Raw genomic sequence first — 26,382 nt, forward strand, 5'->3', positions numbered from 1 at the left:
AGGTGGCTCTCGCCGTTCACCATTCGGCGAAACTACCGTCCGGATGACGCCATACCGGCGGGCGCCAGTCGGGGGACCGGCCGTCGGCGCGTCGTACCGCGGATTCGTCGATGTCGACTCCGAGACCCGGTGCCTCCCATCGTTCGATCGAGCCGTTGACGAAGGTCATCGGTGTGGTGTCGATCAGGTAATCCAGCATCTCTGCCGTGGTGTTGTAGTGAATCCCCATGCTCTGTTCCTGGATCAGGAAGTTCGGCGTCGAGAACGCGACCTGCAGGCTCGACGCGAGAGCGATCGGTCCCAGTGGACAGTGCGGGGCGAGCATGGCACCGAAAACCTCTGCCAGCGAGGCGATCCTGCGTACCTCGGAGATCCCGCCCGCATGGGAGAGATCCGGTTGCGCGACGGCGACGCCCTGTGTGAGTGCGGGGAGAAAATCCGCTCTGGAGAAGAGGCGTTCGCCACAGGCGATCGGCACCGTGGTACTGCCGATGACCTCCCCGACCCGATGCTGGAGTTCCGGAAGTACCGGCTCCTCGATGAAGAGCGGCCGGAGTGGCGCGAGTTGCTCAGCGAGCTGACGTGCCGCGGCGACGCCGACGCGTCCGTGGAAGTCCACGGCGACGTCGTTGTCGTCGCCGATCACTTCCCGGACAGTGGCGACCCGGGAGAGGATCGCGTCCATCTCGCGGGGCGTCGGCATCGGCGACAGCCGACCGCTCGCGTTCATCTTGATCGCGGTGAGTCCGGCCTCTATCTGCGCCCCGGCCGCCTCGGCGACCTCGGCGGGTTCGTCACCACCGACCCACCCGTAGACGCGGACCCGGTCACGCACCGCACCGCCGAGGAGCTGGTGCACGGGCACGCCCAGAGACTTGCCCAGGATGTCCCACAGCGCCTGATCGATACCGGCTACGGCACTGGACAACACCGGGCCACCGCGATAGAACGCGGCCTTTGTCATGAGCTGCCACAGATCTTCGATGCGGCGAGGGTCTCTGCCGATGAGGAGTTCGGTCAGCTCGGCCACCGCCGCCCGCGTGGTACTGGCCCGTCCTTCCACGACGGGCTCACCCCAGCCGACCACCCCCGTGTCGGTCTCGATGCGGCAGAAGACCCATCTCGGGGCGACCGAGAAGGTCTCTACTCGGCTGATCTTCATCGTTGCGCTCGACCTCCCGGGTCGTTGTCGTCGTGTGGTCCGAGTGCAGCTGCCAGGTCCTCGGTCGCCTTGGCGATGAGGGCCGTGGCCGCCTCGGCCGCGCGTTCGGGATCGCCGGCCTTCACCGCGTCGGTGACGAGTTCGTGGCTCGGAACAGGGTCGTCGTCGCTGTGTCCGTGGACCACCGCGTCCCGGAACTGGTGTGCCGGAGCGATGACGGCTTCCAACTGCACCAGCATCTGGTTGTGGGTGGCACTGAGCAGGGCCCGATGCCAGCGGAGGTCGGCCTCGATGGCCTGCTCCGCGGTACCGTCGACCGCTGCCCGCATGTCCGACAGCGCGTCGTCGAGTTCGGCGATGTCGGCGTCGGTGCGTCGAAGGGCAGCCAACGAGGCGGCCCCCGGTTCGATGATGGCGCGCACCTCGGCCAGGTCGGCCAGGACCGCGGAGGCACGGCCACCCGTCTCATGCCACCGGATGACGTCGCTGTCCAGGATGTTCCACGTCGCCCGCTCGGTGACGAAGGTGCCCTTGCGTTGCCGCGCATCGACCAGCCCCTTGGACGTCAGCACCTTCAGTGCCTCGCGCAGAGCGGTCTTGCTGACGTCGAGCTCGGTGCCGATCTCGTTGAGATCCAAGACATCTCCCGGCTGCAACGAACCGCCGACGATACGGGAGCCGAGGAACTCCACGGTCGAACCGTGGACGCCCCTACCGGAGTATCCGGCCATCGTCGGTCCTTCCTGTCAGAGGTGACCCGGTACGCATCACGAGGAGTCCTTGCTGATCGTCCACCCGCCGTCGACGGGCAACGAGACACCGGTGATGTAGGAGGCGTCGCGCGAGACCAGGAACGAGATCGCCGACGCCACTTCATCGGGCTGCCCCAGGCGGCCCGCCGCGGTGGCGGATGCACTCGTGCGGCGGTCCTGCTCGGAGACATCATCCCAGAGCGCCGTCAGGATCGGCCCGGGCAGAACCGTGTTGACCCGGACCTCACCGCCGTACTCGACGGCCAGTTGCCTTCCGAGCCCGGCCAATCCCGCCTTGGCGGTCGCGTAGGCGGGACGTTCGGGCAGGCCGAACCAGGCGTGCACGGATGACACCAGCACGATCGATCCGTTCCCGACCGAGCGGAGATCATCGATGAACGTACGCACCCCGAGGAACGTCCCGGTCAGGGTGATCTCGAGCTGACGGTGCCAGCTGTCGGTCGAGGTCCGGTGCAGGGGGGCGAGATCCACCGCGACGGCGTTGGAGATCAGCGCGGACACCGGACCCATCCGGTCGGTCACCATCGAGGCGAGCTGCGTCCATTCGGCTTCGTCGGTGACGTCGAACGTCACCCCGACAGCGGTGTTCCCCTCGGAGTCGAGGCCGGCGGCGACGTCGTGAACGGTTGCCGACAGATCCGTGAGGACCACCCGGAAGCCGTCGCGATGCAGCCTCGCCGCCGTCGCCGCGCCGATGCCCCCGGCCGCGCCGGTGACCACTGCCACGGGCGAGTCGCTGTTCATGTCGCCTCCCCGCCGTTGACCGTCAGCTCCGTCAGCACGGAAAGACGCACACTCTCGCCCGGCTGTATGCGAGTCATCGGACTGAGCACCTCACACTCGACTATGCGGTCCGGGGGGTTGAGTCCGCCCAGGTGATCCAGCGGTGCGGACAGGGGATACTCCATCCACACCTCGGTCCTGGACCCGCCGTCAGGGTAATCCGCAGACGAGTCGACGTCGTGCATCCAGGTCACCGTGAGGTCGTTCCGCGTATACGACATCGTCCCGGTCGCGCGGGTGAACCCGAGCTTGCCGACGACGTCCTGCCCCGGCACCCGCACCGTCGACTCGCCGGCCGGTTGCCACTGCGGTGCATGCGTTCCGACGGCCAGTTCGACCGGTTCGACCGTCATGTCGTCCACCGCGACCAGCACGTCGCCCCCGCCCGGTAGCTGGGTGACGTTCCACAGCGACCACTGCACCGGTTCACAACCGGTGTTGGTGCCGGTGAGATCGACGACGAAGCGGTTGCCTTCGGCGACGGACACCGTCCTTGACATCGTCAAACCCGTTCGCGGGTCGTGCTCACTCGTCATGGTGAGCGTCACGCGGTCGCCGGTGGTCGATGACATGAATTCGTAGGGACCGGAGTCGAGTACCGGGTCCGGCGGACCTGCCCACTCCTGTGGCCCGGACCAACCCTGGGGCGCAGGCCAGGTCTTGTCACCGCCGTAGTTCCGCCAGTCGGCCAGCTGCCCGCTGACCGGCGCGGGCTGGTGGCCGGGCACCGGGAGCAGGTCCTCACCGAGGAGTTCTGGGTTGCGCCACAATGCTTCCCGATCACCCACACGCGCACTGAGAATGCGACCGCCCAGAGCGGGCACGACACCGAGTGTGATGGCGTCGTTGCCCATCCAGACAACCGGGTAGGAGCTGCCGTCCACGACATCGACCCACGCTCTGTCCCTGGCTGCGCTCGACCGCGGCGGTCCCTGCCGCGCTGCGGTCATGATTCGTCCGGGACGAGGACGACTTTTCCTTTGCTGTTCCCGGCGGCAAGTGCGTAGGCCTCGTCCGCCTTCGACAGTGGGAGGCAATCACTCACGACATCCTGCGGTTTCAGACCCCAGCGCACGAGGTTCGTCGCGAGCTCGCTCATAGCCGGCAACGAGGTCACCCACGACGTGTGGATCGTGAGCTGCTTGTGCAGAAGGGTGTCGGAGACCTCGGTGACGAGATCGCCGCCCTCGCCGACCAGGCTGATGTTTCCCCACTCGGCGGCCGACTCGAGAGCCAGCGATCGCCCGGCTCGGCTACCGGAACAATCGATGGTCACCCCGGCTCCGCCCGGGATCAGCTCGGCGATCGCCTCCAGGGCGCCGTCGGCGGGGAGTGTCGCATCGAACACCCCGAGCTGATCCGCCCACTCGCGGCGGGCCGACGATGGTTCCACGCCGATGACCTTGCCGGCCCCCATCCCTCGACCGATCATCCCGGCGGCCAGCCCCACGGGACCGAGGCCGACCACGATCAGATCGGAGTCGCCGTTGAGTCGGGTACGTCGCAGACCTTCGTACGCGGTTCCGAACCCGCACGCGACCAGCGCACCGTCGACATACGAGAGTTCGTCGGGCAGCGGGATGCACGTCCGCTCCTCGGCCAGGATGTACGGGGCATGGCCGCCGTCGCGCTGCCAGCCGTAGGACGCTCTGGTGCGCGTGCAACTGATGTAGAACCCGCGACGACAGTTGTCGCACAATCCGCATCCGACGATGTGGTAGAGCAGGACTCGGTCCCCGACGGCGAACCGGTCGACGTCCTCACCCACGGCGACGATGCGCCCGGACGGTTCGTGACCGGCGATCACTCCGCGATAGGCGGGGCCGTCGATCCCGCGATACCCCTTGTACTCGCGGTAGATGAAACCGATGTCGCTGCCGCAGATCCCCGATGCCCCCATCTCCAGGAGAACCTGATGCGGACCGGGAAGAGGTACCGGCACCGGACGGAGTTCGGCCGTCGAATTGCCGGGCAGATACACACCCGACATGGTCGACGGTGTGGCGGAGTCACCCATGGTGGTTCCCTTCCGAGTAGACGCGGCTGTCACGCGGTTCTCGTGTTGTCTCGGCGGCGGCTGATGATCACGTTGATGAGTACGGCGCCCACGATGATGACGCCGCGGACGACGTTCTGGAGGAACGAGTTGACTCCGAGGAGGACCAGCCCGTTGGCGATCACGGTGATGAACACGACGCCGAGGAGCGTGCCGAGCATGGTCCCGCGTCCGCCGGCCAGGAGCGTCCCGCCGATGACCACGGCGGCGATCACGTCGAACTCGAGACCCGATGCGGCGCCGCCGTTACCGGACCCGAGCCGGGCGGCGACGAGGATTCCCGTCAGGGCCGACAGCACGCCGGTCGTCGCGAAGAGGATCACGCGGACCTTCTTGAGGTCGATACCGGAGAGCATCGCGGCCGCCGGGTTGCCACCGACCGCGTACACCGATCGCCCGTAGGCGGTGTAGCGGGCGACGTAGGCGAAGACCGCGAAGAGGACCAGCATGATGATCGCCGACGTCGGTATGCCCAGGATGTCGCCGCCGAGGACGTTGAAGAAGCTGCTCGTCGGCAGGACGACCGGGAGGGCGTTGGTGAGGTAGAGGGCGAGCCCACCCAGGATGCTCCACAATCCCAGTGTCGCGATGAACGACGGCACGTTGTACTGCGCTCGGAGGAAACCGGCCAGACCACCCCATACGGCGCCGAGCGCCAGCGTGAGGAGCACCGCGCCGACCACTCCCAGACCCCACTCGGCGACGCCCTTGGCCACGATGACCGACGCGAAGGCCACCGCCGGACCGATGCTGATGTCGATCTCGCCGGCGATGATCACGAGTGTGACGCCCCAGGCGGCGATACCGACGGTGGCGGCATCACGCAGAATCCCCAACTGGTTGTCGAGGCTGAAAAAGCCTGCAGCAGTGGCAGTCAAGACGATGTAAAGAACGATGATCGCGAAGAACAAGCCGATCTCGTTGAGCTGGTATGAGCGGAATCGCGACCGCGATACCGGCGCGGCACCTGCCACGGCGTTGGTGGTTGTCATGATCCTTCGTACTCCTAAGCTTCAGCTGCCATCGCTGCGGAAAGGATGGCGTCGACCGTAATTTCCTCACCGGTGAACTCGGCACTCACGCGCCCACCGTGAAGGCAGATCACCCGGTCACACACAAGGGGAAGTTCCTCGAGCTCTCCGGACACGAAGATCACGGATTTTCCGTCGTCGGCGAGCTCGCGGGCCAGTTGGTAGATTCCGGCTTTGGCCTCGACATCGACGCCGCGTGTCGGTTCGTCGAGCAGCAACACCCGAGCATCGGCATGCAGCCAACGGCCGACCACCGCCTTCTGCTGATTTCCGCCACTCAGGTTGACGATCGGGGTCTTCGGGGTCGCGGTCGCTATCGAGAGCCGATCGATGATCGGCACCGCGCGATCACGAATTCTGTCCGGCAACAACGTGATCCCCGACCGAACCTTGCCGAAGTCGGACAGGACGATGTTCTCGTCCACCCCCATCATCGGCACGATCGCATCGTTCTTGCGGTCCTCGGGAGTGATACCGACGCCCAGCTTCTTCATCGTCCTGGGCCGTGACGCGGGTACCTCGTTCCCATCGAGGGACACCGAACCGTGTGTGCGCTTGTCGAATCCGGCGACCGCGCGCAGCAGCTCGGTCTTACCGGCGCCCATCAGTCCCGCGATCCCGAGGACCTCGCCACGGAAGAGATCGAAATCGACTGCCTCGATCTTCGGCGGCACCGTCAGGCCTTTGACCGACAGCACGGGCGGCGACGTGCGGTCGACGACGCGCAGGGATGGCCGTTCGGCGGCCCGGAACTCGGCACCGACCATCATGGTGACCAGGGTGCTCGTCTTCGTGCCCGCCATCTCGACGGTGTCGATGACGTGGCCGTCCCTCATGACGGTGGCGGAGTGGGCGATGCGCCGGATCTCGTCGAGCCGGTGACTGACGTACACGACCGCGACTCCGGTGTCGGAGATCTTCTGCACCGCATCGAGAACCACGGAGACCTCGGCCGCCGCCAGGGCGGAGGTCGGCTCGTCGAGGATGAGAACCCGTGGATTGCGCCGAACGGCTCGGCAGATCTCCACGAGTTGCTGTGCGGCCAGGGACAACCCGGACACCCGCGCATCCGGGTCGATGTCGATGCCGAGCCGGTCGAGCACGGCCACCGTCTCCCGACGCATCAGGTCGTGGTCGACAGAGCCGAGCCCCCGCGTGGGCCATGAACCGATGAAGAGATTCTCGGCCACGGTGAGCTCGGGTACGAGACTCAGTTCCTGGTAGACGGTTTCGACCCCGAGATGACTCGCCGCGCGCACGCTACCCGGCTGCAGTTCGCTGCCGTCGATGGTGATCCGCCCGCTGTCGGCTCGTTCGACGCCCGACAGGATGCGGATCAGCGTCGACTTGCCCGCGCCGTTCCGGCCGAGCAGTGCACGCACCTCGCCCTCGTTGATCGTGAGCGTCGCGTCCGTCAGCGCGGCCACACCCGTGTAGTGCTTGCTGACCTCGGAGATCGACAGCAGTTCGGCTTTGTCGGACACGCCAAGCCCTTCCTCGGAGATACGGTGACGGTCGTTCCTCGGATTCATCACGGAATCCCGTCGGGATGGGCTGCGAGCCACCGCTCGCCGTCCTGCGGACCGAGGTAGGCGTCCACGGGTGCGGGGATGATGAGCTCGTCGGGTCTGTTGCCCGCCAGCACATCCAGGGTGGCCTGCGCGGTCAGCTCGCCGACCTTGATCCCGGAGATGTCGGCGACACCTTTCAGAACCGATCCGTCTCGGAGCATCTCGGCAACCTGGGTCGACATGTCACCGCCGAAGACCGCGATCTTGCCCGCCAGTTTGCGGGCCTCGACGGCCCGGACAGCACCCACCGTCTGCGAACCGGCCTCACCGTAGAAGGCGTCCAGGTCGGGATTGGCGGTGATCATCTGACCGCCGCGTTCGACCGCCTCGTCCACCATCAGCGCTTGCTGATTGGCGACGATTTCCGCACCCGGGACCAACGCGCGCAGGGCCTCCTCGAAACCGACGCGCCGTTCGATGCACACCTCGAACTGCTCGCAGTTGATGATCCCGACCTTTGGGTCGGTGACGCCGCGGGCCTGGAAGTACTCGCCCATCTGCCGGCCGCTGATCGCACCGAACTCGCGGGGAGAGCCCAGGACCCAGGCGTCGACGAACTCCGCCGTGGCCTCGTCGGTCAAGCAGGTGTTGTAACAGATGACCGGGATTCCGCTGTCGTGCGCGAGTCGCACGGCTGGGATCGACGCCTCTGCCGACGTCGGGGACAGGATCAGGGCATTGACGCCGGCCGAGCTCACGGTGTCGATGAACGTGCTCTCCTGAGACGGGTCGGACTGGGCATTCGTCTCGACCACCTGCGGCGAATCGGGAAGTTCCCGCAGAGACGACTGCAGTCCCTCTTTCACACCCGCGTAGTAACCCTCGGCGTTCAGGTACACGACCGCGATCCGGCCGTTGGCGCCGATCCGGTCTCCGCACGCTGTCACCAGCATGACCGCCACCGCGAGCAGTGCCGTCACCGCCAGCGCACTGCGCGCCAACCGGAGTCGCCTATGAGGCATCGTCGGCGATGACCTCTTGTTCGTCGTCTTCCACACGCCAGTGAACGTAACCCCGGTCACACGGCAGTGTCAAGAATAAATACTAATTAATGTCTAGTCGCCAGCTGTCCGCTCGAGACGAGCTCCAACCCCACCCGCAGACGCACGAAGACCCGCCGGCCCATGGCCGACAGGTCTCCGTGCCGTGACGATGCCGAGTGGACGCTCAGTCCCCCATCAACTGACCGGCGTCTTCAGGAACGCACTGTAGGGCTCCTTGCTGTCGACGACGATCTTCCCGTCGGCGATGTGTCCCGGGAAGGCCCACAGGTTGGCCTGACGCGGCGCGGTCAGCACCGGACCATCGGTGATCGTGAAGTCGATGGGGTGCAACACGTCGGTCTGGAAGTCGGTCAACCCGGTGGTGTGTTCGCGGAAGGTCTCGGCGTTGACGACGTCGAGCTTGCGGGCTTCCTGGGCGAAGGTCCAGACCGCCAGCCAGTCGGTGGTCACACTGCCGTCGTGCGGGGTCTTGATCTCACCCTGCGGGTCGTACTTGGCGAGCTGCTCCTCGTACTGCTTCCACGTGGGGAACTGCTCGGCGTCCTCCCCCTTCTCCAGCGCCACGGAGTTCGGGATTCCCGATTGCGAGACCAGTTCGATGGTCGCATCCTCCATCACGTTGTTACTCAGCACCAACGGGATTCGCAGGTTCTGGTCGATCGCCGCGCGGATGAGCGAGGTCAGCTTCTCGGGCGTGTAGATCATACCGCCCCAGACGTCCGGGTTCTGCGCCTTGACCTGGGCGATGATGGGCGCGAAATCGGTTGTCTCCGGCGGCACCTCGACGATCGCGACGTCGTCCACACCCGCGTTGCGGTAACCGAGCTTCGCGTTCTCGATGTAGGGCGTGTTGCCGGCGAACGCGACGTAGACGGCCTTGCGCGGCTTGAATCGCGTACCGCCGAGGTAGGTCCCCTGTCCCGCACCCGCGCAGTTGAGCGCCGCGATCATGGACAGTTCGTTGGCGACATCGGCTGCAGCGCAACCCATCGGGAACCAGTTCACGACACCGGCCCGCTTGCCGATCTCGGCCAGTCCGTCGTTGCTGTTCCCACCGATGAACGCGACGACCTTGTCCTCGTTCACCAGCTTGCGGGCACCCGCGACCACGTTGGCCGGTTGGCCCTTGGTGTCATAGACGATGACGTTGAGCTTCTTGCCGCTGATGCCGCCCTGGTCGTTGACGGCCTTCTCGGCGACCTTTGCGGCCAGTGCCGGATCCTGGAACGCCGAGGGCGACGACGACAGCGGCGCGACAAAGCCGACATTGATCGTGTCGGAGGTGTCCTCCGACGAGCACGCCGTCAGCAGGCCCGCGGCGACGGCCAGGGACGCCACTGCGGCGACGGGGAGTTTGATTCTGAACATGGTTGTGCCACTGCTACTTTCTCGAAGAGGGACGCACCGGCGAGTGCGTTCAGGGATGGAGATGAGTGTTCTCGACCACGCCGGTCTGCGCGGCGAGCTCGTCAGTACTCAGATCGAGCACCGTCCGGCCCTCGGACAGCACGAGCGTGCGGTCGGCGATGGCCAGCGCTGTCTCGACGTGTTGTTCGACGACCACGACGGCAAGCTGCCGACGGGTTGCCTCCTCACGCACGACCCGGGCGATCAGTGCGCGGACGGCGGGGCTCAGACCGAAGGTCAGTTCGTCGAGGAGCACCACCCGGACGTCGCGCAGCAGGGCGCGGCCGACTGCTGCCAACTGCTGCTGGCCGCCGCTGAGGCTGCCCGCCACAACGTCCCGGCGTGATCGCAGCTGGGGGAACAGGCCGAAGAACTCGTCGGCGTCGATCTTGGCAAGCGCGAGATTCTCGGCGAGTGTGAGACTCCCGAACAACGATCGGCCCTTCACCACCAGCGACACGTGTTCACGGCAACGCCGGTACGGCGCGCCCGACAGCTGCGTGCCATCGACCTCGACGGTGCCCCCGTTGGGCGTCACGAACCCGGAGATACCCAGCAGTGCACTCGATTTCCCAGCTCCGTTGCGCCCGATCACGCAAGTGACCTCACCGGGGCGTACGCGTAGATCGAAGTCCCACAACCCCGAGCCGTTGCCGTAGTCCACGGTCAGCCTCGACACGCTCAACCCACCGGCTCGGACCGACGTCGACGCGTCGGCCGTGGCGGTCATACCGTGACCCCCGCGGTCTCGAGTTCCACGTCGTCGGGTTGCTCGCCGAAGTAGATGGTGCGGACCTCGTCGCTGTCCAGCACATCGGCCGTCGGACCGGAGGCCACCACCTTGCCGTCCTCCAGGATGTAGACGAGATCGCAGACGGCGCTGACCACGTCCAGGTTGTGCTCGACGAGCAGGATCGGCAGGCCGTCCTGATCGCGTAGCGTCGCGATCGTCTCGACCACGGCGTGACGGGCGTCGAGACTCAGCGCGGCGGCCGGCTCGTCGAGGAGGAGAACTCGCGGGCTCTGAGCCGCCGCCCGGGCCAGGTTGACACGGGCGTGCCAGCCGAGGGACAACTGCTCGACGCGAGTCGTCCGATGTTTCGTCAATCCGTGTGCCGCGATGACGCGTTCGACCGTGTCCAGCGCGGCGGCCGACGGCCGGCCGAACCGGAACAGGTCGCGAACCAGGATCTTCCGCACGCCGATCTCCGCCGCGCACAACAGGTTCTCCTCGACGGTCAGATCCTCGAACAGGAGGTAGTCCTGGAACGTGCGGGTGATCCCGGCCCGTGCCCGGCGAGCCGCCCCGAAGCGGTCGACGGTACGGCCGTCGACGGAGATCGAGCCGGCGACTGTCTTCTGGTAGCCGGAGATCGCATCGATCGTGGTGCTCTTTCCCGCTCCGTTGGCGCCGAGCAGTCCCACAACCGTTCGCGGCGGGACGGTCAGCGACACGTCGGAGAGGATGCGATGCCCGCCGATCTCGACCGACAGATCCCGAACTTCAAGCTGTGGCATCGACTGTCCTGTTCTCTCGGTCCGGACCGCCGTCGGCGGTGGTCGATTCGGGCACATCGGCCCGAGCACGGTTGCGTCGCAGACGGTCCCGGATGCGGAGGTACTGTCCGACCACCCCGTCGGGCTCGGTGGTGAGTATCCAGATCATGTTGGCCGCGAAGAACAGCGACAGCCAGTCGTTGATGTCCGGGGTGAACGACAGCAGATTCGACAGCAACCCACCCGGGGCGAATGCTCCAGCCAGTACCGCGCCGGTCAGATGGCCTGCCCCGGCAAGGATAACGAAGGCGATGAGCGCCAGGGATTCCGAGTAGCCGAAACCTTCCAGCCGGATGTCGCCCTTGGAGATGAAGCCGCGCTGGATGGCGAACAGCACCCCGGCGAGTCCCCACAGCGTCGAGGACACGACCAGGCCGATCAGCTTGGACCTGGCCGAGACGATGCCCAGCGCGGCCGGGAGCCGCTCATCCTGTCGCACCGACAACACGTAGCGGCCGGTGGCCGACGAACGGAGGTTGGCGACGAGGACCAGCGCGACCAGCAAGACGATCCAGGCGACGACCGCGAACGCATGGGGATCGGTGATGTTGCTGATCTCGATGCCGAACAGCGTCGTGTCACCGATGGTCCAACCCGTTCGCCCGTTGAAGAACCAGTCGACGGAGAAGACGACCGTCTGCAGGATCGAGGCCACCGCGAGTGAACCGATCGTGACCTCGTAGACCTTGGCATTGACGAACAGCACGCTCAGTGCAAGCGCGACCACGATCGCCGTGGCAAGTGCCGCGAGGGCCGAGAGATACAGCGACGCACCAGAGTGACTGACCGCGCCGAAGACGATCATCGTCACTCCCGCGACACCGAGCGGCAGCGCATTGACCTGGCCGGTGTAACCGGTGGATACGACGATGCCGAGTGCGACGAGGCCGAAGATCGCGGTGAGGCTGAGCGCGTCGACCACGGTTCCGGCGGCGGTGAAGATCGTCACCAGGACCAGGACCGCACCGATTCCGAGCCAGGGCCAGCGAATGCGTCCGCTGCCGACATGGAACACCGCCTTGACCTCACGGGTCCCCCGCGCCATGTCGGTCCGCGCGATCAGCAACAGCACGGCCAGGGTGACCACGAACGGGATGGCCCGCGCGACCTGTGCGTTGACGAGGCCGGTCACCAGTCCCTCCAGGATCCCGGCGCCGACCCCGACCGCCAGCGCGACCGGGAAGCTCGTGAAGCGCGCGGCCAGAGCAGCTCCCAGGGCGGGCACGAGCAGCGTGGTCAGCGATGTCGGGGACAGCTGGGTGATCGGCAGCACCAGGATGGCGCTGGTCGCGGCGAGGACACCGGCCAGACCCCACGCCACCGACCCCCACAGCCGGGGATTGAGACCGATCGACTGGGCACCGAGGTCGGTGTCCCGAAGCGCAGTCGTGATGTGCCCGAACGGGGTTCTCGTGAAGAGCAGATGCAGGCCGATGGTCGCCAGCACAGCCACCGCCGCCAGCAGGAGACTGATCGACTGGATCCGGACGCCCGCCAGCTCGAAACCGCCGCCGACGAGGAACGGCTCGACGGTCTCCTGGTGGTTGGTCCAGATGATCCGGACGATCGCCTCCAGGACGAGCATCAACCCGATGGTGATGAGGATCTTCGTGATGGCCGGCGCATGAGCCAGGCGTCGGCCGATGAGGGCGAAGAAGGCGATCGCGATGCCCGCACTCACCACCAGACCGAGCACGATGGCGAATCCCAACGGAATCCCGGCGTCCTGGTAGGACTTCCAGAAGATGTAGGCCCCGAACATGCCGAGCGCACCCTGAGCGAAGTTGATGACTCCGGTTCCGCGGTAGGCGGCGACCAGCCCGAGTGCCACCAGGGCGTAGGCACCGCCGGTCGAGAGCCCGAGCGAGGCGTAGGTCAGCAGGTTCATCCTCGGCCTCGCAGGTCGATGCCGCTCAGCCAGGTCCGGTAGGGCGAGGTGCCGTTCAGGTCGTGGTCGCCGATGCTCACGAGACGGTTCGGCGTGGGGTTGTGACTCGCCAGTGTCCGGGCGTTGCGCCAGTGGCGATCCCACCCGTGAGACCGGCCGAGTGCCGATGCGCCGCCGACGTCGAAGACCCGGTTCGCGGCGGTCAGGACCGTGTCGACGACACTGACCTGCGCGCGGTAGACCTCGATCTCGACCGCGTCGTAGTCCTCGTCGGTGGCGTTACCCGCGACGATCGCGGCATCGAGGTCGGCCAGCACGGCGGCGATCTGACGGGTGATGGTGTCCGCGACGTAGCGGGCCGAACTGACTTCCCCGACCACGGATTGGACGACCGCGTCGTCGCGCGGCAACGCCCCACTGCCCTGGCTGAAGTACCGCTTGCGGCCTCGCACGTACTCGACGACATCGCGATGCAGGGCCCGGGCGATGCCGTCCAGTGCGGCGATGTGCCAGAACTGTGCCAGTGAAGTCCCATAACTGCCCGGCACGACGTCGGCGGGCAGCGTCGGGGAGTCGGTGATGTCGACGTCGCGGAACCGCGTGGTACCGCTGGCGGTCAGCCGCTGACCGAAGCCGTCCCAGTCGTCGACGAGTTCGAGACCGTCGGCCGCGGCCGGAAGCACCACCGTCTCGATTCCCTCCGGCCCCTCACCCGTGGTGATGATCCAGTCGGCGTACAGCGAACCGGTGCTGTAGTACTTCTCACCGTTGACCACACGCCGCCCGCGACCGTCGATCTCGATGGTCGTGGCGAAGTGGGTCTGGTTGGAGGCCGTCTTCTCGGTGTACGCACCACCGAACAGCTCGCCGTTACCGATGCGCCGCAGCCAGTCCGACCGGGACTCCGACGCGGGGGCATGGATCAGCGACTCGGTGTAGAGGAAATGCGCACGAAGTAGTTGCACGAAGTTCGGGTCCGCGGTCGCCAGGTCGACGACGAGTTCGGCTAGCTCGCCCACGCCGATCCCGTCACCACCGAACTCGGGAGGCACGCGCAGCGCGCCGAAACCGGCTTGGGTCAGCTCGCGAACGAGATCGTGCGGGACACGGCGTTCCGCGTCGCGTTCGGCTGCTCCGACGGCGACCCGTGTCAGGATCGCGTCGAAGCGCCCGGCCACCGGACCGCGTGCGGTGGTGGTGTCCTCGGTGATCACCTGTCTCACACCCCCGCCGACGCGAGACCGACCTGATGTACGCGATGCCCGGCGTCGATCCGGTCTCCGTTGCCGAAGATCTTGTCGCGCAGGGTTCCCGGCGCGTACTCGCGCTGTGCCAATCCGCGCTCCTGCAGGACCGGAACCACGTGGTCGACCCACTCGTCCCACCAGCCGAGGGTGGTGATGGGTACGACGTTGAACCCGTCGGCGCCCACGGCGACCCACTCCGCGACGTGATCGGCGATCTGCTCCGGAGTGCCGGCGAACTTGCCCGGGAGAAGGCCGTTGGTGAGCAGGTAGTCACGCCACGACACGGTCGAGGCGTCGTCAGTCGCGTCGGCAGCGGCACGGAAGATCGACTGCACGTGATCGCCGAGCTGAACACGGCGGGCCAACTCGGCGAGCGGGGTGTCGGGATCGACCGCGGACAGGTCGATCCCACTGCCGCCGCTCCAGAATGCCTGCAGCGCCTCGAAATCGATGTTCTCCCGGAAGTACTCCTGCTTGCGGCGTGCCTCCTCCTCGGTCGAGCCGATGACGGTGGACAGCGCCACGATCTTCTTCAGCGCTTCCGGCGTCCGCCCCACCGAACGGAGGTGGTCGTCGAGGATGGCGATATCGTCGAGCGCGGTGGCCGGACTCATCGACGGCAGGAAGGTCACCTCGGCATTTCTCGCGGCGAAATCTCTTCCGGCGGGCGAGTTCCCGGCTTGGAACAACACCGGGGTCCGCTGCGGTGAGGGTTCGACGAGATGAGGCCCCTGCACCTTGTACCAGCGGCCCTCGTGATCGATGGTGTGGATGCGGTCAGGGTCGAAGAAGCGCCCGGTCTCGACGTCGTGGAGGACCGCGCCGTCCTCCCAGGAGTGCTCCCACAGCTTGTAGGTGACGTCTACGTACTCCTGCGCCCAGGCGTAGCGCTCGTCGTGGCCGACGATGGTGTCGTAGCCGTAGTTGCGGAAACCGTTGCTCAGGTACGACGTGACGATGTTCCAGGCCACGCGGCCGTTCGTGAAGTGGTCCAGCGACGACAACCGGCGCGCGAACGAGAACGGGTGGTCCTGAATGATGTTGCTGGTCACCGCGATTCCGAGATCGCTGGTGACATGGCCGAGCGCGGAGACGATGGTGATCGGATCATTCTCGGGGAACTGGGAGCCGGCCCGGATGGTCGTCGAGCCGTCGCCGAAGTCCAGGTCGTACACGCCGACGACGTCGGCGATGAACAGTGTGTCGATGCGGCCGCGCTCCAGGGTGCGGACCACGTCGATGTAGGGATCGAGATCCTTGTATCCGTATTGCACGCGACCCTCAGGAGTGCGCCAGAACCCATGACTGTGGTGGTTCGGGGTCAGATGGAGGAACGCGTTGTAGATGGGCGGTCTGGACACGGAGGAACCTTCTCTCACGAACATGGTCGAAGCTCGAGGCAGCGGTGCCACATGGCGGCACCCGCACATCGCTGCGGCCAGTATCGGAGCGCAAAGGCGATACTTACAAGTTGGCGGCTGTTTCCCCGGGACTATTAATCATCACTTCTCGTAAGTCGAGCCGAAGCCGTTACAAGTGCTAACGATCCCCACTCAGGCCGAGGTGAACACCACGGCGGGCGCAGCGCCCACGTTCGTCACCGCACACCCGATGGCCCGGTCGATCGCGACGATGTCACCGGCACGGACCAGCGTCCGCTGCGGTGACCGCTCAACACGCAGCACACCGCTGCCCACCAGAAGCGTCAGTCGCCCGGACGCCGACACCGGCGGGATGAGCGTGCCACCCGGGACCACGATGTTGCTCCGCAGCGGCAGGCGAGGCAGCGCATCCGCTGACGATTCCCGACCCGAAGGTGATCGGTCGCCGGTGATCCCGGGTCGTTCTTCGACGACGATGTGGTTGGTACCGGGTCCGCGGAGCAACTCGTCGAAGGCGACGCCCAGCCGGTCGGCGACCTCGATCGCGGTCTCCAGCGACAAGCCGAGTCGGCCCCGCTCCATCTGCGAGATCGCGCTCGCGCTCACCCCGACGCGTCGTCCCAACTCCGCCTGACTCCAACCGAGTTCGGCACGGGCGGCACGGATACCCCGGCCCAGGTGGCCGGCTCTGATCGAGGCACGCCGGCTCGCGCCGATGCCCTCGGTTGGTCCGATCTGGACCACCGAGTCCGCCGCTCGCCGCCCGTCCGCGCGGTGGACGACCACTTCGTCGGCGTCCACCGACATCACACACTGGACCGTCCAGAGCCAGTCGGCGCTGTCGAGCTGATCGCGGTCGAGCAACCAGTGACAGATCGATTCCGAACCGAACACGTCGCGCACCGCCTCGCCGATCCCGGCGGACGATCGAACGAGATCTGCGGCCGCGACCTGCGTGAGGTCCACGACCCACACGCCCGCGGTCTCGGCGGATTCGCCCGGGGGCAGTTGGTCGAGATCCCCGGAGCGTACCCGGGCGCCGGCGCCTGACGTCACCTGACAGACGAGGGCGTCTCGACATCCGGGGGCGATTCCCCAGACGACGTTCTCCCCCGGCACCAGCGGACCGAGTATGTGATCCAGTTCGGCTATGCCGCAACCGGTCTGCTCCGACCGTGCGGGGCCCGACCCCAGTTCCATCCAGTCCGCCATTTCCCCGAGATCCGGGTCGACGATGACTCTCGCCCGTAGCCGCCGGAGAGCACTCCGAGCGACGGTGGGCCGCAGCACCGTCGACCATTACGCTGGTCCCGTGACCGGAGTACAGGACTCAGACGACGATTCGCTGAACGGTATCAGCGCGGCACATCGTCGTGAACTCTCCGCTCGGTTGGGGGACCGGGAGCGGGTGACGGGCTTCAGCGGCCCCTGGCAGGTCGATGCAATCTGGCGAGGCGGTTTCCGCGTCGACGCGACGGCGCGCGGTCACGCGATCGAATTCGACGAACCAGCCGATCTCACCGCCCAGGACTCGGCGCCGACGCCGCACGAATACGTGCTCTCGGCCGTCGCCGCATGTATCACCGACGGCGTCGTGCTGCATGCGACGACGCAGGGGATCCGCATCGACAGCCTCGAGGTGCGAGTGAACGGGACGTTCGAGAACATTTTGCGTTGGGCAGGACTGGCGACCGACGGCAATCCGGGCTTCGGCGCGCTGCAGGTGTCGGGACGCATCTCCGGCGACGCAGACGCGTCGACGCTGACCGACCTGTGGAACCGCTCGATAGCGGGATCACCGGTGGCACAGACGATCAGCCGACCGACAGCGATCACGTCACAGCTGCACGTCGACCCTCGCTGACGGTGGTTCTGGTGGAACCGATCTCGGGACAGGACGGGCGATGCCGGACTTCGGCGGTGAGCTGACTCTGCTGCGCGTCGGTCGTGACAGGCATCCGTTCGATGACAGAGGTTTGCGTTACATCCACACCGTCTTGACCGGAACCGCGCGGTGACCGAATCCGACGTTCCGCCGACTTCTGGCGAGGCCCGGGCCGATCGAACGGTCCGTAGGCGGGAGGCGCTACTGCTGACCGCGACCACCTCGACGATGGTCCTGCTGGTCCTCGACTCCAGCATCCTCGGCGTCATGCTGCCCACCATGATGCGCGACCTGGACCTCAGCGTGAGCCAGGCATCGTGGCTGGTGTCGGTCTATCTGCTGATGCTCGCGGTGTTCGCTCCGGTGGGCGGCCGACTCGCCGACGCCCGCGGCGCGGCGGCGATGTTCCGCATCGGGATGATCGGCTTCGCCGCGGCGTCGTCGCTGATCGCCGTGGTGCCGTCCTTCGAAGCGGTCGTGGCCGGTCGCGCGCTGGCCGGCATCGCCGGTGCCGTGCTCATGCCCGCGACCCTCGCGTTGCTGATCCAGGCCGTCGACGAGACGCGCCGGGCGTCCGCGATGGCGGTGTACACCGGTGCCGGTCAGGGTTTCGCACTCATCGGGCCAGCTGTGGGCGGGGTGTGCGCCCAGCTCCTGACCTGGCAGGTGGGCTTCCTCGTCAACGTCCCGGTCGGTATCGCCGCCGTGGTCCTCAGTTACCTGGCACACCCGCCGTCCGGCACGCGCATCTCGCAACCGTGGGATCTGCCCGGGCTGACGTTGCTGGTGACGGGGCTCGGCGCGGTCGTCGCCGCGATGCTGCAGGGACCCTCGTGGGGGTGGGGATCACCGGCAGTGATCGTCCTGTTCGCCGTGGGTGGCGTGGCACTGGTGGCGTTCCCGGCGGCGACACGACGCGCAGCCGTCCCCGCTCTCGACATCGGCCTGCTCCGGGACCGGGACTTCGCAGTCCACACCGCGGCTCTCGCCGCGATCGGTTTCGCCATGACCGCCGCGACGGTCTACGGTGCGGTCGCACTGCAGGAGGCCATGCACCTGGAACCCGTCGAGTCCGGGCTGGCCCTGTTGCCGCTCGTGGTTCCGCTCCTGGTCGCCACCCGCGTTGTCGGCGCGCGCTACGAGCGCTACGGCCTGCGGCGCGTCGTCGTCGCCGGGAGTCTGTGCCTGGCTTCCGGAATGCTCACGGTGGCACTCGGTTTCGGGGTGTCCTCGGTGGCGCTCGTTGCCATCGGACTCGCCCCCGTCGGCGTCGGGATCGGTGCGCTGCTCAGTCCGCTGACCACCGCGACCGTCGCCGCGGTGCCGGCCGCACAGCGAGGTCAGGCGTCCGGGGTCATCACGACGAGTCGTCAGCTGGGCGCGATTCTGGGCGTCGCGGTGTTCGCGGGCCTTCTCACGGCGCACCCGGGTCGCCTGGGGACCACGATCGGGTTCCTCGTCACCGCTGCGTTACTCGTCACCGTCGCGATCGTCGCAGCGGTCGGAACGACGAACAGCACCGCACAGTGAGGTTCGGCCTCAGGCAGCGCCGCGCGGACCGTCGCCTCCACCGCGCATCGAGCGGCCGGACTGATGCGACCATCGCTCGGGATCGTCACGCAACAGACGTGCACGTCCCTTGCGGCGATAGCGGACGATCTGGATCCCCCCGATTCCCCAGAGCAGGAACTGTGCCGACATCGCCCAGGTGAAGGCCTCTGCGGGATACCCCTCGACACCGTCCGGGGTTCGCCAGTCGAGTATGAGACCGATCAGCCCGGCGAGGATCAGGCTCGCGATGAACCCCGCCTGATTGATGATCCCGGTGGCGGTGCCGGCCCGGGAGGCCGGATTGGATGTGCGGCCGAGATCGAAACCGATCATCGACGCCGGACCACCCATCCCACAGATCACCACCAGGACGACGAGGAGCCAGAAGGGTGCGCCCCCGGGCCAGGCCAGCACCACCGTCCAGGCGACGGCGATGCTCCCGATCACCAGCAGCACCACCGTCGACCTGTGCCACGGCCACCGGGTGATCAGCCACGCGAACGTCGGCCCGAAACCGATGATGGCGAAGACCATGATCGTGAGGAGCAGGCCCGCCGCACCGGAGCTCATTCCCTGTCCCTCCACGAAGAACGGATAGCCCCACAGCAGCCCCAGGACGGTCGCGCTGAAATGCGTCGTGAAATGCGTCCAGAACCCGAGGCGGGTGCCGGGATGCTCCCAGGACTCGCCGAGGCTGCGCCGGATGCCGGCGACCCCGAGCATCGGACCCGACACCGACCGGACGACCGCGGAATCTCGCACGACGAGCAGGATGGTCACGATCAGGACTACGCCGATCCCGGCGGTTGCCATGTACGCCCGACTCCACCCCCAGGCCGACAGCGCCCAGGTCATCGGTATCGCGGCGGCGACCGCGCCGAGCTGCCCGAGCACCCCGGTGAGCTGGGTCAGCAACGGAACACGTTGCGCCGGGAACCAACTCGTCACCAGTCGCAGGACACAGACGAAGGTCATGGCGTCGCCGACCCCGACGAAGAACCGAGACGACACAGCCCACGCGTAGTTGTCCGCGAAGGCGAAACCGAGCTGCGCCAGCGTGAGGATCAGCGTGCCGGTCAGAAGAACCCGACGCGGACCGAACCGGTCGACGAGAAGTCCGACCGGCACCTGCATCAGCGCGTACACGAGCAGCTGCAGCACGACGAATGTGGACAGCTGCGACGCGCTGATCTCGAACCGTTCGGCCGCCAGCAGACCGGCGACGGCCAACGACGAGCGGTGCAGCACCGCAACGAAGTAGACCGCGACGCCCACGACCCAGATCGCCACCGCCTGCCGCGAGCCGAACGGAGCGGTCATCGGCACGCCTCACCGCCCGGCCGTACCGGAGCAACTCTTTCGATCACCTAACCATTGTCCCGGCACGGCGCGCACAGTCGCGAGTGCCCCACAAGTCACACACTGCGCCCGTCAACGCTGCCGGCGGATGTCGAGATGGAGCCGAGATTGGCGAGACACGCCCCGCAACTGTGTGACAAATCCCGGGCCCGTCGCCTGCCCTCGCCAATCTGTGTGCGTGACATCAGCCTCATCGCGGGTCGCGGGCATGGGCAGGTATGCGGGCGTGTAGCTCGTCGGGTAGCAGTTCGGCCGGCAGCAGGATCTGGGCTTTCGGGCTGGCGATGGTGAGCACGGCGATCCCGCGACGCACTCGCACCGCGATGACTCGGTGCCAGGGGATGACGACGCGGTTCAGGTCGGATTCGATGATCAGCCCGTAATCGTCACTGCCGGTGGCCATGTGCTGGCCGGGGCTGACTACATGCACGTGGGTTCGCCGAATCGACCAGTAGCTCAGTGCCGTCACCACGACGATATCTGCGGGCACGAGCGCCACCAACCACCACGACTCCAACGCCACCGCCGCCACGATGATCAGCGCCGTGATGGCGGCCACCGCCACCACAACCCTCCGGGTACGCATTCGCAGCCGCACTGCTTCGGCGGTGTAGCGGTGCAGGTCCCCAGGACGAAACACCGCCCGGTAGGGCGGCGCAGACGATTGTGGCTGTCCTACATTGTCGTTGGTTGGCATCGCTGATCGCTCTCCCCGGGAGGTTATGTACTGTCCGGCGTCGATGAGCGCCCCTGATCAGCCACGGTTGGCGCGAGGCATCACGCCGAGTTTCCCGACAGCGGCCGGACCCACGATACGGTGACCGCCCGTCGCCGTACTGCGTCCGTGTGAGCGCTGATCAGCGTAGGCCCGCCGCGCTGACCAAGCTTGTTGAACAAGCCGGGCAGTTCTGTTGATCTTCGCCGCATCTCGACAGCGGACGAACTACCCCCGCGCCATGTCCACGAACCGCGACAGATGTAGCTGGTGCGCAACGGTAATGGTTGCAGTGGGCCCGTTACGGTGCTTGCCGACGATGATGTCGGCCTCGCCCGCACGCGGGTCGTCGCGCTCGATCGAGTCGGGACGGTGCAGCAGGATGACCATGTCGGCATCCTGCTCCAGTGATCCCGACTCACGCAGGTCCGACACCTGGGGCTTCTTGTCGGTCCGTTGCTCGGGACCACGGTTGAGCTGGCTGATCGCGATCACGGGGACCTCGAGTTCCTTGGCCAACAGCTTCAGCTGACGGGAGAACTCCGAGACCTCCTGCTGGCGCGACTCGACCTTCTTGCCCGACGTCATCAGCTGCATGTAGTCCACCGCAACGACTTTGAGGTCGTGACGCTGCTTGAGCCGACGCGCCTTGGCGCGGATCTCCATCATGGTGAGGTTGGGCGAATCGTCGATGAAGAAGGGGGCCTCCGAGATCTCACCCATACGGCGCGCGAGACGTGTCCAGTCGTCGTCGCTCATGGTGCCGGCGCGCATGTCGGCCAGCTTGATCTTCGCCTCCGCCGACAGCAGACGCATGACGATCTCGGTCTTGCTCATCTCCAGCGAGAACATGGCGGCGGTGAGACCGTGCCCGATCGCCGCGGAGCGCAGGAAGTCCATCGCGAGAGTCGAGTTGTGGGTCGGGACCATCGCCTCGCCCGCGAGATACAGGTGGTCGGCATTGTCGACCTGGACGCAACGCACCGGCACCGGATCAACGGGACGGACGGCGACGACACGGCGGACACCGGCCCGCCGGCGCAGCTCCTTGTGGCGAATCGCCTTGTGGTGCACGGTGAACACATCGTCGTCGGCGTCGACGCGCAACCAACCCGTGGCCGAGCGCTTGTAGTTGAAGCCGAGTCCGGCCACGAGGTCGGCGACCACGGCCGTCATGTGCCGAGTGGCGGCCGGGACGGTGATCCAGCCGTCGTCGTCGACCGAGGCACGAGCGTCGAGCAACCCGGCGAGCAGGGCACGACGCTGCGCGATCGAACCACGAAGGTACTCGTACGGGATGCGGCCGCCGAGGTCGGCCATCAGCGTCATGACGTCGACCGGGCCCTCCGCGTCGATCCGCATGCTGATCTCGGGATCGTCGAAGGCCATCCCGGCCAGCGCCGCCACCGTGTAGGGGCCGTAGGCGAATCGTTTGCGCGGCAACTCGAGCGGCGCGGTGTTGCGCACGACCGCGCAGCCGACGTGCGCGCGCAGGCCGGCGGTGGTGACCACCCGGCGTTTGCCGTCGATCTCGGCCGCCCACTGATGCTGCTCGTCGGCGACGATCATCGCGCCGTCGTTGAATTCGATTTCGTAGCAAGGACGTTCGGTCATCACCTCGGTGGCGGCGACGACCCGGGTGGGGCGGCCGTGCGCGTCGAGGAGGTGGTCACCGACACCCACCTTGCCCATCGTGGTCCAACCGGAGGGCGTCGGCAGCGGGGTGTCGAGGGCCAGCGCCTTGCCGACACCCGGACGGGCCGCGACGATGATCATCTGCCCGGGGTGCAACCCGTTGGTGAGCTTGTCGAAGTCGGCGAAGCCCGTCGGGACGCCCAGCGAGATGCCGCCCCGTGACGCGATGGAGTCGATCTCGTCCATCGTCGGCTGCAGGAGGTCCTCGAGGGGGACGTAGTCCTCGGCAGTGCGCTTCTCGGTGACCTCGTACACCTCGGCCTGGGCACGGTCGACCACCTCGGCGACGTCCTGCCCGTCGGCACCGGCGTAGCCGTACTGGACGATGCGGGTGCCGGCTTCGACGAGCCGACGCAGGATCGCCTTCTCGGCGACGATCTCGGCGTAGTAGCCGGCGTTGGCCGCGGTGGGCACCGTGGAGATCAGCGTGTGCAGGTAGGGCGCGCCACCGATGCGCTTGAGCTCACCCGCGCGCTCTAGTTCGGCCGACACGGTGACCGCATCCGCCGGCTCGCCCTTGCTGTACAGCGTGAGGATCGCCTCGAAGACGGCTTGATGCGCCGGACGATAGAAGTCGGCGGTACGGATCTTCTCGACGACGTCGGCGACCGCATCCTTGGACAGCAACATGCCACCGAGCACGGACTGCTCGGCGGCCAGGTCCTGCGGGGGCTGCCGGCCGAAGTCCTCGGCGGGGATCTCGTCCTCGCCGCGTCCTCGGGCTCCGGCGGCAGGGCCGCGCCCGCGGTCATCCACAACAGCCACGCGTGTCAAACCTCTCGCAACGCTCGATCCCACCCGGCTTCGAATGAGTACGACCTTGAGTCTGGTGTCGGCCCCGGTAGGCCACGTCGCGAGTCCCCGGTGTCGACGTCGTGTTTCGGTCAGTCCCTTCCTATCGGGTGGCACCGACATCGATCTGCCAGGTGCGCCGAGACGGACGGAGACGCTGAGGCGTGACATTAAGACCTCTGCGACAGCTACTCAAACCGGCCTGTTGACAACTCTGGGGAACACTTGTGGAGCGTGTGTGAGTGGCCGGGGGAGGCGTTGTGCACCCTTTGTGGACAACCTGAGGAATTTGGGTGTGAACAACGCTGTTTTCGCAGGTCAGGGTGGTAGGTAATTTCCACAATCAAGGAATTGGAAATCGTTCGGATTTCTTCGGCGCGTCGCATTGCGGGCGTGTTGCGGTGGCCGGTTCAACCCCGCGTGGTGAATATTCGGGTGAACATCCGGTGTGGTGTGCGTTACACCTGGCCAGACGCGGTCACCGCCGTCATCAGTCGCGCGACTTACCCGCGATCGACGACGATACCCTGCCCGGTGTGATGCAATGTCGATCGTGTCGAGGTTGGGGTTGAGGTCCGTCGTCGTCCGTCGCGTGGTCACCGTGCTCGCGGCACTGACCGCTGCCACCGGGCTGGCGACGGCCCCGTCGGCCATCGCCGCACCAGGCCCATCGATGCCCGTCGAGTTCGATCTGTCGCGCTATCAGCCGGTGAACCCGACGACCTTCCGTTCGCTGGCCTATGTCGACAACGGACGATCGTTCTTCACCACCGGTCGGTGGGTGTGCCAGATCGGTCCCGGCTACCGCTACGCCGGCTGTGCAGGCCGTCCCGCGACGGCTCCACCGAACGCGGCGGGCGCCGTCATCTCCGACGATCAGCAGGGCCCGTGGTGGGCACGCACCGATCAGACATACCGATTCGGCCCGAAGAGCGGCTTCCGGCCACCGGTTCTCGGCGTCGGCAAGCGGGTCACCATCGAAGGCGTCACGTGCACCGTCCCCCGCCGCGACACGGTCGCCTGCCGGACCGGAAACCGTGCGCTGATCTTCACGCCCGCCTGGCACAAGTTCTTCTTCCCGTCCTGGGACACCCTGGGACCGGGCAACAACGCGGTCGACCACAGCGCCAACCCGGCCCCGCGGTACCTACCGCCGCGACTCCAGTACTGGAACCAGCTGCCCGCGAATCCGCCGGCGCCGAAGTAGGGGCTTCGGCTCCAGCGGGTCCCGTCGACCTCGACGCGCTCCTTCGCACCCCGCTCTGTGAGGAGCGGGTTATTGCGAGCCACCCCCCTGCTCCCTGAGGAGCGAGCTTGCGAGCGTCACGAAGAGTCTTCGCGAGTCGTGTGTCTCGCCATGACCCTTCGTGGCTCGTCGCTATCGCTCCTCGCACCTCGGTATCTGCGGCCTGGCGGCCGCCGTGGACCACGAAAGAACACTCGTGAGTGTCCGAAATCCATGCTCCCTGAGGTGCGAGCGAAGCGAGCCACGAAGGGTCTCGCAACGTGTCTCACCAGGCCCTTCGAGGCTCGTCGCTTGCGCTCCTCGCACCTCAGGGAGCAGGGGTTATGCGGTTCTTTCGGATTAGGGAACAGTGGTCAGGTCGCTCGTTCGGACGAAGGAACAGTGGTTTGGTCGCTGGTTCGGACGAGGGAGCATTGGTCAGGTAGCTGGCAGGCACGACAAAGGCCGGGTGGAGGATCTCCACCCGGCCTTGTGTAAGAACGCTGAGGTCAGCTCGCGGCGACGACGGCGAGCTGTACGGTCGCCGAGACCTGCGGGTGCAGGTTGACGACGACCGGGTAGCTACCGGTTGCCTTGATGTGCCCCTTGGGCAGCTCGACGTTGCGCTTGTCGACGGTCGGGCCGCCGGCGGTCTTGATGGCACCGGCGACGTCTGCCGCGGTGACCGAACCGAAGAGCTTGCCCGAGTCGTGGGTCTTGACGTCCAGCGAGACGTCGGCGAGGCCTTCGAGGGCCTGCTTCAGCTCGTTGGCGTGCTCGAGACCGCGGACCTCGCGGGCTTCCTGCGAACGCCGGATGCCCTCGACCTGCTTCTCGGCTCCACGGGTGGCCTTGATGGCCAGGCCGCGGGGCAGCAGGTAGTTGCGGCCGTAGCCGTCCTTGACCACGACGATGTCGCCGGCTTCGCCGAGGTTCTCCACGGCTGCGGTGAGGATGAGCTTCATGTCAACTGATCCTTTCCGCTTATCGGCTGGTCGAGGTGAAGGGCAGCAGGGCCACCTCACGCGAGTTCTTCACTGCCACAGCGACGTCGCGCTGATGCTGCACGCAGTTCCCGGTCACGCGACGCGACCGGATCTTGCCCCGGTCGGACAGGAAACGACGCAGCAGCGCGGTGTCCTTGTAGTCGATGACGGCCTTCTTGTCCTTGCAGAAGCTGCACGCCTTGGTCTTGGTGACCTTCTCGACGCGAGGCTTCCGGCTTGGCTTTGCCTTTGCCATGTGTGTATTGCTCCAGTCAATGCATTCGGGGACGGTCACTGCCGTTCCCGGGCTGTT

At 66.7% G+C, this 26,382-nt stretch carries 23 protein-coding genes; 3 read left to right on the forward strand and 20 right to left on the reverse strand.

Annotated features, from left to right (window positions below):
• Positions 1–16 precede the first annotated feature (16 nt).
• The 15 genes from dgoD to ACFW3F_RS14410 all read right to left on the reverse strand — a co-directional run bounded on the left by dgoD (position 17) and on the right by ACFW3F_RS14410 (position 17,151).
• Positions 17–1,162: a galactonate dehydratase gene (gene dgoD, locus ACFW3F_RS14340; protein ID WP_388058400.1), complete on the reverse strand. Its 1,146-nt coding sequence runs from the start codon at positions 1,160–1,162 to the stop codon at positions 17–19.
• Positions 1,159–1,893 carry a FadR/GntR family transcriptional regulator gene (locus tag ACFW3F_RS14345; RefSeq protein ID WP_388058402.1) on the reverse strand — a complete coding sequence of 245 codons (735 nt, stop codon included), beginning with the start codon at positions 1,891–1,893 and terminating at the stop codon, positions 1,159–1,161. Before ACFW3F_RS14345 ends, dgoD begins: the two co-directional genes overlap by 4 nt.
• Before the next feature lie 36 nt (positions 1,894–1,929).
• A complete protein-coding gene (locus ACFW3F_RS14350; protein ID WP_388058404.1) occupies positions 1,930–2,679 on the reverse strand; it encodes an SDR family NAD(P)-dependent oxidoreductase in 750 nt (249 codons plus the stop codon).
• Positions 2,676–3,602, reverse strand: coding sequence for a DUF4380 domain-containing protein (locus tag ACFW3F_RS14355; protein ID WP_388058406.1), 927 nt, complete (start codon positions 3,600–3,602; stop codon positions 2,676–2,678). Before ACFW3F_RS14355 ends, ACFW3F_RS14350 begins: the two co-directional genes overlap by 4 nt.
• Before the next feature lie 62 nt (positions 3,603–3,664).
• The gene (locus tag ACFW3F_RS14360; protein WP_388058408.1) at positions 3,665–4,735 is read right to left on the reverse strand and encodes a zinc-binding dehydrogenase; all 1,071 of its coding nucleotides are present in this window, start codon (positions 4,733–4,735) and stop codon (positions 3,665–3,667) included.
• A gap of 29 nt (positions 4,736–4,764) precedes the next feature.
• Complete coding sequence (locus ACFW3F_RS14365; RefSeq protein ID WP_388058409.1) at positions 4,765–5,766, reverse strand: ABC transporter permease; 1,002 nt, start codon at positions 5,764–5,766, stop codon at positions 4,765–4,767.
• A gap of 14 nt (positions 5,767–5,780) precedes the next feature.
• Complete coding sequence (locus tag ACFW3F_RS14370; protein ID WP_388058411.1) at positions 5,781–7,289, reverse strand: sugar ABC transporter ATP-binding protein; 1,509 nt, start codon at positions 7,287–7,289, stop codon at positions 5,781–5,783.
• A 47-nt stretch (positions 7,290–7,336) separates the two neighbouring features.
• The gene (locus ACFW3F_RS14375; protein ID WP_388058413.1) at positions 7,337–8,374 is read right to left on the reverse strand and encodes a substrate-binding domain-containing protein; all 1,038 of its coding nucleotides are present in this window, start codon (positions 8,372–8,374) and stop codon (positions 7,337–7,339) included.
• 180 nt (positions 8,375–8,554) lie between these two features.
• Positions 8,555–9,748: an ABC transporter substrate-binding protein gene (locus ACFW3F_RS14380; protein ID WP_388058415.1), complete on the reverse strand. Its 1,194-nt coding sequence runs from the start codon at positions 9,746–9,748 to the stop codon at positions 8,555–8,557.
• A 49-nt stretch (positions 9,749–9,797) separates the two neighbouring features.
• A complete protein-coding gene (locus ACFW3F_RS14385) occupies positions 9,798–10,517 on the reverse strand; it encodes an ABC transporter ATP-binding protein (RefSeq protein ID WP_388058417.1) in 720 nt (239 codons plus the stop codon).
• Positions 10,514–11,305, reverse strand: a complete 792-nt coding sequence (locus tag ACFW3F_RS14390; RefSeq protein WP_388058419.1) for an ABC transporter ATP-binding protein — start codon at positions 11,303–11,305, stop codon at positions 10,514–10,516. The genes ACFW3F_RS14385 and ACFW3F_RS14390 overlap by 4 nt, the downstream gene beginning before the upstream one ends.
• On the reverse strand, positions 11,292–13,232 hold the full coding sequence (locus ACFW3F_RS14395; RefSeq protein ID WP_388058421.1) for an ABC transporter permease: 1,941 nt from the start codon (positions 13,230–13,232) through the stop codon (positions 11,292–11,294). Before ACFW3F_RS14395 ends, ACFW3F_RS14390 begins: the two co-directional genes overlap by 14 nt.
• The gene (locus ACFW3F_RS14400) at positions 13,229–14,446 is read right to left on the reverse strand and encodes an acyl-CoA dehydrogenase family protein (RefSeq protein WP_388058423.1); all 1,218 of its coding nucleotides are present in this window, start codon (positions 14,444–14,446) and stop codon (positions 13,229–13,231) included. Before ACFW3F_RS14400 ends, ACFW3F_RS14395 begins: the two co-directional genes overlap by 4 nt.
• Before the next feature lie 5 nt (positions 14,447–14,451).
• A complete protein-coding gene (locus ACFW3F_RS14405; protein ID WP_388058425.1) occupies positions 14,452–15,840 on the reverse strand; it encodes an NtaA/DmoA family FMN-dependent monooxygenase in 1,389 nt (462 codons plus the stop codon).
• 192 nt (positions 15,841–16,032) lie between these two features.
• Complete coding sequence (locus ACFW3F_RS14410) at positions 16,033–17,151, reverse strand: helix-turn-helix domain-containing protein (RefSeq protein WP_388058427.1); 1,119 nt, start codon at positions 17,149–17,151, stop codon at positions 16,033–16,035.
• A 22-nt stretch (positions 17,152–17,173) separates the two neighbouring features.
• On the opposite strand from ACFW3F_RS14410, the gene ACFW3F_RS14415 reads away from it, so the two are divergent.
• Together ACFW3F_RS14415 and ACFW3F_RS14420 are read left to right on the forward strand one after the other, a co-directional pair.
• Entirely contained in the window at positions 17,174–17,725 is a 552-nt protein-coding gene (locus ACFW3F_RS14415) for an OsmC family protein (protein ID WP_388058429.1), read from the forward strand.
• A 150-nt stretch (positions 17,726–17,875) separates the two neighbouring features.
• Positions 17,876–19,276: an MFS transporter gene (locus ACFW3F_RS14420; protein ID WP_388058431.1), complete on the forward strand. Its 1,401-nt coding sequence runs from the start codon at positions 17,876–17,878 to the stop codon at positions 19,274–19,276.
• Positions 19,277–19,285: 9 nt separating this feature from the next.
• Here the strand turns inward: ACFW3F_RS14420 and ACFW3F_RS14425 are convergent, their stop codons facing one another.
• From ACFW3F_RS14425 to dnaB, 3 genes are all read right to left on the reverse strand, one after another.
• Positions 19,286–20,617 (reverse strand): nitrate/nitrite transporter, encoded by a 1,332-nt coding sequence (locus ACFW3F_RS14425; RefSeq protein WP_388058433.1) that lies wholly within the window; start codon positions 20,615–20,617, stop codon positions 19,286–19,288.
• Positions 20,618–20,846: 229 nt separating this feature from the next.
• Entirely contained in the window at positions 20,847–21,215 is a 369-nt protein-coding gene (locus ACFW3F_RS14430; RefSeq protein ID WP_388058435.1) for a hypothetical protein, read from the reverse strand.
• 384 nt (positions 21,216–21,599) lie between these two features.
• Positions 21,600–23,831, reverse strand: a complete 2,232-nt coding sequence (dnaB, locus tag ACFW3F_RS14435; RefSeq protein ID WP_388058437.1) for a replicative DNA helicase — start codon at positions 23,829–23,831, stop codon at positions 21,600–21,602.
• A 571-nt stretch (positions 23,832–24,402) separates the two neighbouring features.
• On the opposite strand from dnaB, the gene ACFW3F_RS14440 reads away from it, so the two are divergent.
• Positions 24,403–25,065: a hypothetical protein gene (locus ACFW3F_RS14440; protein ID WP_388058439.1), complete on the forward strand. Its 663-nt coding sequence runs from the start codon at positions 24,403–24,405 to the stop codon at positions 25,063–25,065.
• 527 nt (positions 25,066–25,592) lie between these two features.
• On the opposite strand, the gene rplI is transcribed toward ACFW3F_RS14440, so the two are convergent.
• On the reverse strand, positions 25,593–26,048 hold the full coding sequence (rplI, locus tag ACFW3F_RS14445) for a 50S ribosomal protein L9 (protein WP_388058441.1): 456 nt from the start codon (positions 26,046–26,048) through the stop codon (positions 25,593–25,595).
• A gap of 19 nt (positions 26,049–26,067) precedes the next feature.
• Entirely contained in the window at positions 26,068–26,325 is a 258-nt protein-coding gene (gene rpsR, locus ACFW3F_RS14450; RefSeq protein ID WP_004020662.1) for a 30S ribosomal protein S18, read from the reverse strand.
• Positions 26,326–26,382 lie beyond the last annotated feature (57 nt).

Source organism: Gordonia sp. NPDC058843, assembly GCF_042743165.1.
GTDB lineage: Bacteria > Actinomycetota > Actinomycetes > Mycobacteriales > Mycobacteriaceae > Gordonia.

Coding starts and splice junctions, on each gene's coding strand:
- ACFW3F_RS14380 (WP_388058415.1), bottom strand. CDS start 9,748: ATGTTCAGAATCAAACTCCCCGTCGCCGCAGTGGCGTCCCTGGCCGTC.
- rplI (WP_388058441.1), bottom strand. CDS start 26,048: ATGAAGCTCATCCTCACCGCAGCCGTGGAGAACCTCGGCGAAGCCGGC.
- ACFW3F_RS14440 (WP_388058439.1), top strand. CDS start 24,403: ATGTCGATCGTGTCGAGGTTGGGGTTGAGGTCCGTCGTCGTCCGTCGC.
- ACFW3F_RS14390 (WP_388058419.1), bottom strand. CDS start 11,305: ATGCCACAGCTTGAAGTTCGGGATCTGTCGGTCGAGATCGGCGGGCAT.
- ACFW3F_RS14395 (WP_388058421.1), bottom strand. CDS start 13,232: ATGAACCTGCTGACCTACGCCTCGCTCGGGCTCTCGACCGGCGGTGCC.
- ACFW3F_RS14345 (WP_388058402.1), bottom strand. CDS start 1,893: ATGGCCGGATACTCCGGTAGGGGCGTCCACGGTTCGACCGTGGAGTTC.
- dgoD (WP_388058400.1), bottom strand. CDS start 1,162: ATGAAGATCAGCCGAGTAGAGACCTTCTCGGTCGCCCCGAGATGGGTC.
- ACFW3F_RS14350 (WP_388058404.1), bottom strand. CDS start 2,679: ATGAACAGCGACTCGCCCGTGGCAGTGGTCACCGGCGCGGCCGGGGGC.
- ACFW3F_RS14425 (WP_388058433.1), bottom strand. CDS start 20,617: ATGACCGCTCCGTTCGGCTCGCGGCAGGCGGTGGCGATCTGGGTCGTG.
- ACFW3F_RS14385 (WP_388058417.1), bottom strand. CDS start 10,517: ATGACCGCCACGGCCGACGCGTCGACGTCGGTCCGAGCCGGTGGGTTG.
- ACFW3F_RS14365 (WP_388058409.1), bottom strand. CDS start 5,766: ATGACAACCACCAACGCCGTGGCAGGTGCCGCGCCGGTATCGCGGTCG.
- rpsR (WP_004020662.1), bottom strand. CDS start 26,325: ATGGCAAAGGCAAAGCCAAGCCGGAAGCCTCGCGTCGAGAAGGTCACC.
- ACFW3F_RS14360 (WP_388058408.1), bottom strand. CDS start 4,735: ATGGGTGACTCCGCCACACCGTCGACCATGTCGGGTGTGTATCTGCCC.